Annotated in this window: 11 protein-coding genes; 10 read left to right on the top strand and 1 reads right to left on the bottom strand. The window is 49.9% G+C overall.

The window, feature by feature from the left end; all coding sequences use genetic code 11:
• The 3 genes from tuf to bfr form a co-directional block, all read left to right on the top strand.
• Positions 1-1,050: elongation factor Tu (gene tuf / locus OGY68_RS05360; RefSeq protein ID WP_063942044.1), on the top strand; the 1,050-nt coding region annotated here is incomplete at its 5' end.
• 185 nt (positions 1,051-1,235) lie between these two features.
• Positions 1,236-1,430 carry a bacterioferritin-associated ferredoxin gene (bfd, locus tag OGY68_RS05355; RefSeq protein WP_003031111.1) on the top strand — a complete coding sequence of 65 codons (195 nt, stop codon included), beginning with the start codon at positions 1,236-1,238 and terminating at the stop codon, positions 1,428-1,430.
• A 71-nt stretch (positions 1,431-1,501) separates the two neighbouring features.
• Positions 1,502-1,978, top strand: coding sequence for a bacterioferritin (gene bfr / locus OGY68_RS05350; protein ID WP_003827773.1), 477 nt, complete (start codon positions 1,502-1,504; stop codon positions 1,976-1,978).
• Here the strand turns inward: bfr and OGY68_RS05345 are convergent.
• Positions 1,975-2,442 carry a prepilin peptidase gene (locus OGY68_RS05345; protein WP_057067314.1) on the bottom strand — a complete coding sequence of 156 codons (468 nt, stop codon included), beginning with the start codon at positions 2,440-2,442 and terminating at the stop codon, positions 1,975-1,977. The two genes, bfr and OGY68_RS05345, sit on opposite strands and share 4 nt — an antisense overlap.
• Before the next feature lie 379 nt (positions 2,443-2,821).
• Here OGY68_RS05345 and rpsJ point away from each other — a divergent pair, with 379 nt between their 5' ends.
• From rpsJ to rplV, 7 genes are read left to right on the top strand one after another with little or no spacing between them, the layout of a single operon-like run.
• Positions 2,822-3,133 (top strand): 30S ribosomal protein S10, encoded by a 312-nt coding sequence (gene rpsJ, locus OGY68_RS05340; protein WP_001181005.1) that lies wholly within the window; start codon positions 2,822-2,824, stop codon positions 3,131-3,133.
• Between the two features lie 32 nt (positions 3,134-3,165).
• Positions 3,166-3,795, top strand: a complete 630-nt coding sequence (gene rplC / locus OGY68_RS05335; protein WP_003031117.1) for a 50S ribosomal protein L3 — start codon at positions 3,166-3,168, stop codon at positions 3,793-3,795.
• A 10-nt stretch (positions 3,796-3,805) separates the two neighbouring features.
• A complete protein-coding gene (gene rplD, locus OGY68_RS05330; RefSeq protein WP_003031119.1) occupies positions 3,806-4,411 on the top strand; it encodes a 50S ribosomal protein L4 in 606 nt (201 codons plus the stop codon).
• On the top strand, positions 4,408-4,710 hold the full coding sequence (gene rplW, locus OGY68_RS05325; RefSeq protein WP_000617546.1) for a 50S ribosomal protein L23: 303 nt from the start codon (positions 4,408-4,410) through the stop codon (positions 4,708-4,710). The genes rplD and rplW overlap by 4 nt, the downstream gene beginning before the upstream one ends.
• Positions 4,711-4,727: 17 nt before the next feature.
• On the top strand, positions 4,728-5,549 hold the full coding sequence (gene rplB / locus OGY68_RS05320; RefSeq protein WP_000301869.1) for a 50S ribosomal protein L2: 822 nt from the start codon (positions 4,728-4,730) through the stop codon (positions 5,547-5,549).
• 16 nt (positions 5,550-5,565) lie between these two features.
• A complete protein-coding gene (rpsS, locus tag OGY68_RS05315) occupies positions 5,566-5,844 on the top strand; it encodes a 30S ribosomal protein S19 (protein ID WP_001138115.1) in 279 nt (92 codons plus the stop codon).
• 14 nt (positions 5,845-5,858) lie between these two features.
• Positions 5,859-6,191, top strand: coding sequence for a 50S ribosomal protein L22 (gene rplV, locus OGY68_RS05310; protein WP_000448832.1), 333 nt, complete (start codon positions 5,859-5,861; stop codon positions 6,189-6,191).
• Positions 6,192-6,205: the final 14 nt, after the last annotated feature.

The following is a 6,205-nucleotide window of genomic DNA, read 5'->3' as shown; positions in this document are numbered from 1 at the left end:
GCATTCGACCAGATCGATAACGCGCCGGAAGAAAAAGCTCGTGGTATCACCATCAACACTTCTCACGTTGAATATGACACCCCGACTCGCCACTACGCACACGTAGACTGCCCGGGCCACGCCGACTATGTTAAAAACATGATCACCGGTGCTGCGCAGATGGACGGCGCGATCCTGGTTGTTGCTGCGACTGACGGCCCGATGCCGCAGACTCGTGAGCACATCCTGCTGGGTCGTCAGGTAGGCGTTCCGTACATCATCGTGTTCCTGAACAAATGCGACATGGTTGATGACGAAGAGCTGCTGGAACTGGTAGAAATGGAAGTTCGTGAACTTCTGTCTCAGTACGATTTCCCGGGCGACGACACTCCGATCGTTCGTGGTTCTGCTCTGAAAGCGCTGGAAGGCGAAGCAGAGTGGGAAGCGAAAATCATCGAACTGGCTGGCTTCCTGGATTCTTACATCCCAGAACCAGAGCGTGCGATTGACAAGCCGTTCCTGCTGCCTATCGAAGACGTATTCTCCATCTCCGGTCGTGGTACCGTTGTTACCGGTCGTGTAGAACGCGGTATCATCAAAGTTGGTGAAGAAGTTGAAATCGTTGGTATCAAAGAGACTGCTAAGTCTACCTGTACTGGCGTTGAAATGTTCCGCAAACTGCTGGACGAAGGCCGTGCTGGTGAGAACGTTGGTGTTCTGCTGCGTGGTATCAAACGTGAAGAAATCGAACGTGGTCAGGTACTGGCTAAGCCGGGCTCTATCAAGCCGCACACCAAGTTCGAATCTGAAGTGTACATTCTGTCCAAAGACGAAGGCGGCCGTCATACTCCGTTCTTCAAAGGCTACCGTCCGCAGTTCTACTTCCGTACTACTGACGTGACTGGTACCATCGAACTGCCGGAAGGCGTAGAGATGGTAATGCCGGGCGACAACATCAAAATGGTTGTTACCCTGATCCACCCAATCGCGATGGACGACGGTCTGCGTTTCGCAATCCGTGAAGGCGGCCGTACTGTTGGTGCGGGCGTTGTTGCTAAAGTAATGAGCTAATTATTGATTAATTAGCTTTGAGCTTAAAAAGGGCGCTTCGGCGCCCTTTTTGCTACCTGCAATTTAGTCGTAGTCATATTTATTCGCATTTTTTATTCATTCTCCCGCCGCGTAAATCGCGTTGTGCTATTGTAATCATAACTATTCTCATTTACACTTTGCGCAGAAATTGAACGGGAGCGATCATGTACGTTTGTTTGTGTAATGCGATAAGTGATAAAAAAATACGTCAGGCTGTTCGCCAGTTTCATCCTCAGTCTTTTCAGCAATTACGTAAATTTATTCCTGTTGGAAATCAATGCGGTAAGTGCATTCGTGCTGCCCGCGAAGTCATGCAGGATGAATTAACGCAAATGCCAGAATTTAAAGAGATCGCCTAAGTCACACTCTTTTTTTTGACATCCCTGTAGCCCCATCTACGCTCTAAGAGTGGAAGCGGAGGGACTATAAAATGAAAGGTGATGTTAAAATCATAAATTATCTCAATAAACTATTGGGAAATGAGCTTGTCGCGATCAACCAGTATTTTCTCCATGCTCGTATGTTTAAAAACTGGGGACTGACTCGCCTCAATGATGTTGAGTACCATGAATCTATCGATGAGATGAAACACGCTGATAAATATATCGAGCGTATTTTATTCTTAGAAGGGATCCCGAACTTGCAGGATCTTGGCAAGTTGGGTATTGGCGAAGACGTTGAAGAGATGCTGCAATCCGATCTTCGACTCGAACTCGATGGTGCTAAAGACTTACGTGAAGCCATTGCCTATGCCGATAGCGTTCATGATTATGTCAGCCGGGATATGATGATTGAGATCCTGACTGAAGAAGAAGGGCATATTGACTGGCTCGAAACCGAGCTGGACCTGATTGCAAAACTTGGCTTACAAAATTATCTGCAATCGCAAATTAAAGTCAGTGACTAACCGCCCTGTATCATACTTACCAGGCCAATAACAAAACCCGCAGCCGCCAGATATGGCCCAAATGGCAGCGGGTTTTTTAGTACCTGTTTCCCGTAACGGACGCAGGAAATCCCGGTGAGGCAACATGCCATACCCGCGGCAAGTAAAACCAAAAGTGGTAATGATTCCCAGCAATGCCATGCGCCTAGCGCGGCAAGAAATTTGACATCACCAAAGCCTAACCCTTCCTGTCGGCATATCAAACGATACCCCCAGTAGAACAAAGCAAATACCCCATAGCCCGCTACAGCACCCCAAAGCGCGTCGGATAACTGTGCAGGTCTGCAGCATTGATGATAAATAAGACCGCCCCACAAAAGAGGGCAGGTAAATTTGTCGGGCAGCAACCCGGTACGTAGGTCATGGACTAAGAGCAGCCCTGATAGCGAAACATAAATCAACAGAAAGGGGAGGTCGATGTACATGGGCAAGCCTTATCTGGTAAAGAGTTTACCTTCAGGTAAACCCGGCGGCCCTACAAGCCTGGGATATGGGTTATGGATGCTCTCTTCCACGGAAAACGCGTTGCACCACAGGACATACAATCAGAGTGGAAGGAGCGCCGCATTGGTGAGCGAGTGATTAATTTATACGCGGCACTTGCTTAAGACTGAGATTTACGTATAATGCGCGGGCCTGTCTAATATTGACAGCGGTTCGATATGAGCCACCGGTACTGCGAAAGCAATACCAGACAATGTTCCCAATCGGGGAACTCTGTAAGAACGGTTACACTCTCCCATCAATCGTAATGGGTTTGAGGAGTAACTATTTCGTCTATAAAATAATTGGAGCTCTGGTCTCATGCAGAACCAAAGAATCCGTATCCGTTTGAAAGCGTTTGATCATCGTCTGATCGATCAATCAACCGCGGAAATCGTCGAGACTGCCAAGCGCACTGGTGCGCAGGTTCGTGGTCCGATCCCGCTGCCGACCCGCAAAGAGCGTTTCACCGTTCTGATCTCCCCGCACGTCAACAAAGACGCGCGTGATCAGTACGAGATCCGTACTCACAAGCGTCTGGTTGACATCGTTGAGCCAACTGAAAAAACCGTTGATGCTCTGATGCGTCTGGACCTGGCTGCCGGTGTAGACGTGCAGATCAGCCTGGGTTAATCAGGTCATCGAGCGATTGAGAGGTTGATACAATGATTGGTTTAGTCGGTAAAAAAGTGGGTATGACCCGCATCTTCACTGAAGATGGCGTATCTATCCCAGTAACCGTTATCGAAGTTGAAGCAAACCGCGTTACTCAGGTTAAAGATCTGGCTAACGATGGCTATCGCGCTGTTCAGGTTACCACCGGTGCTAAAAAAGCTAACCGTGTAACTAAGCCGGAAGCTGGCCACTTTGCTAAAGCTGGCGTAGAAGCTGGCCGCGGCCTGTGGGAATTCCGTCTGGCAGATGGTGAAGAATACACCGTTGGTCAGAACATTAGCGTTGAACTGTTTGCTGACGTTAAAAAAGTTGACGTAACCGGTACCTCTAAAGGTAAAGGTTTCGCTGGTACCGTTAAGCGCTGGAACTTCCGTACCCAGGACGCTACTCACGGTAACTCCTTGTCTCACCGCGTTCCGGGTTCTATCGGTCAGAACCAGACTCCGGGCAAAGTGTTCAAAGGCAAGAAAATGGCAGGTCAGCTGGGCAACGAACGTGTAACCGTTCAGAGCCTGGACGTAGTACGTGTTGACGCTGAGCGCAACCTGCTGCTGGTTAAAGGTGGTGTTCCGGGTGCGACCGGTTGCGACCTGATCGTTAAACCAGCTGTGAAGGCGTAAGGGGATAGCAATGGAATTAGTATTGAAAGACGCGCAGAGCGCGCTGACTGTTTCCGAAACTACCTTCGGTCGTGATTTCAACGAAGCGCTGGTTCACCAGGTTGTTGTTGCTTATGCAGCTGGTGCTCGTCAGGGTACTCGTGCTCAGAAGACTCGTGCTGAAGTAACTGGTTCAGGCAAAAAGCCGTGGCGCCAGAAAGGTACCGGCCGTGCGCGTTCAGGTTCTATCAAGAGCCCGATCTGGCGTTCAGGTGGCGTGACCTTCGCTGCTCGTCCACAGGACCACAGTCAAAAAGTTAACAAAAAGATGTACCGCGGCGCGCTGAAAAGCATTCTGTCCGAACTGGTACGTCAGGATCGTCTGATCGTTGTCGAATCATTCTCTGTAGAAGCGCCTAAAACTAAGCTGCTGGCACAGAAACTGAAAGACATGGCTCTGGAAGATGTGCTGATCATCACCGGTGAGCTGGACGAAAACCTGTTCCTGGCTGCGCGCAACCTGCACAAGGTTGACGTACGCGATGCAACTGGTATCGACCCGGTTAGCCTGATCGCCTTCGACAAAGTCGTAATGACTGCTGATGCTGTTAAGCAAGTTGAGGAGATGCTGGCATGATTCGTGAAGAACGTCTGCTGAAAGTGCTGCGCGCACCGCACGTTTCTGAAAAAGCGTCTACTGCGATGGAAAAAACTAACACCATCGTTCTCAAAGTTGCTAAAGACGCGACCAAAGCAGAAATCAAAGCTGCTGTGCAGAAACTGTTTGAAGTCGAAGTCGAAGTCGTTAACACCCTGGTAGTTAAAGGGAAAGTTAAACGTCACGGACAGCGTATCGGTCGTCGTAGCGACTGGAAAAAAGCTTACGTCACCCTGAAGGAAGGCCAGAATCTGGACTTCGTCGGCGGCGCTGAGTAAGTCGGAGGAGTAATACAATGGCAGTTGTTAAATGTAAACCGACATCTCCGGGTCGTCGCCACGTTGTTAAAGTGGTCAACCCAGAGCTGCACAAGGGCAAACCTTTTGCTCCGCTGGTTGAAAAAAACAGCAAATCCGGTGGTCGTAACAACAATGGCCGCATCACCACTCGTCACATCGGTGGTGGTCACAAGCAGGCTTATCGTATTGTTGACTTCAAACGCAACAAAGACGGTATCCCGGCAGTTGTTGAACGTCTTGAGTACGATCCGAACCGCTCCGCGAACATCGCGCTGGTTCTGTACAAAGACGGTGAACGCCGTTACATCCTGGCCCCTAAAGGCCTGAAAGCTGGCGACCAGATTCAGTCTGGCGTTGATGCTGCAATCAAAGCAGGTAACACCCTGCCGATGCGCAATATCCCGGTTGGTTCTACCGTTCATAACGTAGAAATGAAACCAGGTAAAGGCGGTCAGCTGGCACGTTCCGCTGGTACTTACGTTCAGATCGTTGCTCGTGATGGTGCTTATGTCACCCTGCGTCTGCGTTCTGGTGAAATGCGTAAAGTCGAAGCAGACTGCCGTGCAACTCTGGGCGAAGTTGGCAATGCTGAGCATATGCTGCGCGTTCTGGGTAAAGCAGGTGCTGCACGCTGGCGTGGTGTTCGTCCTACCGTTCGCGGTACTGCGATGAACCCAGTCGATCACCCACATGGTGGTGGTGAAGGTCGTAACTTTGGTAAGCACCCGGTAACTCCGTGGGGCGTTCAGACCAAAGGTAAGAAGACCCGCAGCAACAAGCGTACTGATAAATTCATCGTACGTCGCCGTAGCAAATAATTTTAGAGGATAAGCCATGCCACGTTCTCTCAAGAAAGGTCCTTTTATTGACCTGCACTTGCTGAAGAAGGTAGAGAAAGCGGTGGAAAGCGGAGACAAGAAGCCCCTGCGCACTTGGTCCCGTCGTTCAACGATCTTTCCTAACATGATCGGTTTGACCATCGCTGTCCATAATGGTCGTCAGCACGTTCCGGTATTTGTTTCCGACGAAATGGTCGGTCACAAACTGGGTGAATTCGCACCGACTCGTACTTATCGCGGCCACGCTGCTGATAAAAAAGCGAAGAAGAAATAAGGTAGGAGGAAGAGATGGAAACTTTAGCTCAACATCGCCATGCTCGTTCTTCTGCTCAGAAGGTTCGCCTTGTTGCAGACCTGATTCGCGGTAAGAAAGTGTCGCAGGCTCTGGATATTCTGACCTACACCAATAAGAAAGCGGCTGTACTGGTTAAGAAAGTCCTGGAATCTGCCATTGCTAACGCTGAACACAACGATGGCGCTGACATTGACGATCTGAAAGTTACGAAAATTTTCGTAGACGAAGGCCCGAGCATGAAGCGCATTATGCCGCGTGCAAAAGGTCGTGCAGATCGCATCCTGAAGCGCACCAGCCACATTACTGTGGTTGTGTCCGATCGCTGAGACTCTGGAGACTA

Origin of the sequence: Citrobacter sp. Cpo065 (genome assembly GCF_030332805.1) — a bacterium.
Classification (GTDB): Bacteria; Pseudomonadota; Gammaproteobacteria; order Enterobacterales; family Enterobacteriaceae; genus Citrobacter; species Citrobacter portucalensis.
The sequence above is the reverse complement of the archived record's forward strand: the minus strand, read 5'-3'. Positions and strand labels throughout refer to the sequence as shown.

Bases quoted from the DNA above. Each gene is read 5' to 3' on its own strand.
- rpsJ (WP_001181005.1), top strand. From the start codon at position 2,822: ATGCAGAACCAAAGAATCCGTATCCGTTTGAAAGCGTTTGATCATCGT.
- rplW (WP_000617546.1), top strand. From the start codon at position 4,408: ATGATTCGTGAAGAACGTCTGCTGAAAGTGCTGCGCGCACCGCACGTT.
- bfr (WP_003827773.1), top strand. From the start codon at position 1,502: ATGAAAGGTGATGTTAAAATCATAAATTATCTCAATAAACTATTGGGA.
- OGY68_RS05345 (WP_057067314.1), bottom strand. From the start codon at position 2,442: ATGTACATCGACCTCCCCTTTCTGTTGATTTATGTTTCGCTATCAGGG.
- rplV (WP_000448832.1), top strand. From the start codon at position 5,859: ATGGAAACTTTAGCTCAACATCGCCATGCTCGTTCTTCTGCTCAGAAG.
- rplD (WP_003031119.1), top strand. From the start codon at position 3,806: ATGGAATTAGTATTGAAAGACGCGCAGAGCGCGCTGACTGTTTCCGAA.
- bfd (WP_003031111.1), top strand. From the start codon at position 1,236: ATGTACGTTTGTTTGTGTAATGCGATAAGTGATAAAAAAATACGTCAG.
- rpsS (WP_001138115.1), top strand. From the start codon at position 5,566: ATGCCACGTTCTCTCAAGAAAGGTCCTTTTATTGACCTGCACTTGCTG.
- rplC (WP_003031117.1), top strand. From the start codon at position 3,166: ATGATTGGTTTAGTCGGTAAAAAAGTGGGTATGACCCGCATCTTCACT.
- rplB (WP_000301869.1), top strand. From the start codon at position 4,728: ATGGCAGTTGTTAAATGTAAACCGACATCTCCGGGTCGTCGCCACGTT.